We start from the raw sequence: 1,188 nt of genomic DNA, 5'->3' as shown, positions 1-1,188 counted from the left end.
TCGTGAACAGTTCGCGCACGGAGCGCGAGAACAGATCACGAGAACGGGGTCTGCAATGATCGCGGGCGTGACCGACGAGACACCGCTGCCCTCCTCAGCCGGGGCGGACCCGACGCCGACCCCGCCGACCGGGGAGCTGTCCCCGCCGACCGCCGGGACGATGGTCCGACCGGCGGACGACACCCTGCCGATTCCGGCGCCCGCCGAGGGCGAAGACGATCGCAGTGCGGCCGCGGCGATGACCACCGAACTCGTGAGCGGTCTGCGGACCGTGTCCCGCCACCTGGCGCGACCCTCGGCGTCGGAGGGACACCTGCGCACCGAACTGACGATCGCGGCCCGCCACATCGACTCGGTGATCCAGTCCGAGGACGCGGCCGACGAGCCGTGGGCGATCGCCGCGATGTCACTCGTCCACGACTCGGCGGCTGCCCTGGCGCAACGACGGGTCGCCGACGGCTGGCAGTTGCTCCGAGCCGCACGCCTCGAGATCATCGAGGGAATGGACGAGCGCGGCCTCGCCGTCGAGATGTCGAAACTCACCGGAAGTGAACTCGTCCTGGACGACGATGTCGACGTCGACGAACTCCGCAGCCGCGTGTGGGTCGTCCGCCAGAAGAGGAACACCTACGACGCGGAACTCGAACGACGGATGTTCGAGTCGGCTCGCGGAATCGCGTATCGAGCGTGGGTGCTCGTCGGGGTGCTCGTGTTCGGGGCGATCGGAGTGCTGATCGCTGGACCGTCGACCGACTCCGACAACGCCCTCGGCAGTCTGTCGGCCTACCTCACGACCGTGGGACTCGCCGTGACGGGCGCCGCCGTCTCCCACGTCCTGTTCACCCGGAACTCGACGCGTGCCGAGACCCTCTCGGACGTCGTCAACCCCTTGCATCTCGTGATGCTCCGACTGGCATTCGGAGGCGTGATCGGTTTGATCCTGGTCGTGCTCCTCCAGGCCGACATCCAGAACCTGGTCAACGTTTCCGCGCTCGCCGCCTACCCATGGGCGATCCTCGGCGGCTTCGCTGAGCGGTACGTCGATCGGGTGATCGACCGCACCGAGACCGACGCGTACGCGGCAGCCGATTCGGCGACTCGATCCGGCACGTCCTGACACGGCACCCGAAGCTGCAACCAGCGTTCTCGTGAACTCTTCGCGCACGGAGCGCCGGAGAAGATCACGAG

Annotated in this window: 1 protein-coding gene; it reads left to right on the top strand. The window is 68.0% G+C overall.

The genetic code is table 11. The features are described 5' to 3' along the window. The first annotated feature begins 67 nt into the window (after positions 1–67). Complete coding sequence (locus ON45_RS20410) at positions 68–1,117, top strand: hypothetical protein (RefSeq protein WP_148288810.1); 1,050 nt, start codon at positions 68–70, stop codon at positions 1,115–1,117. Positions 1,118–1,188 lie beyond the last annotated feature (71 nt).

Origin of the sequence: Ilumatobacter nonamiensis YM16-303 (genome assembly GCF_000350145.1) — a bacterium.
Classification (GTDB): Bacteria; Actinomycetota; Acidimicrobiia; order Acidimicrobiales; family Ilumatobacteraceae; genus Ilumatobacter_A; species Ilumatobacter_A nonamiensis.
This window is presented reverse-complemented; position numbering and strand designations above follow the sequence as displayed.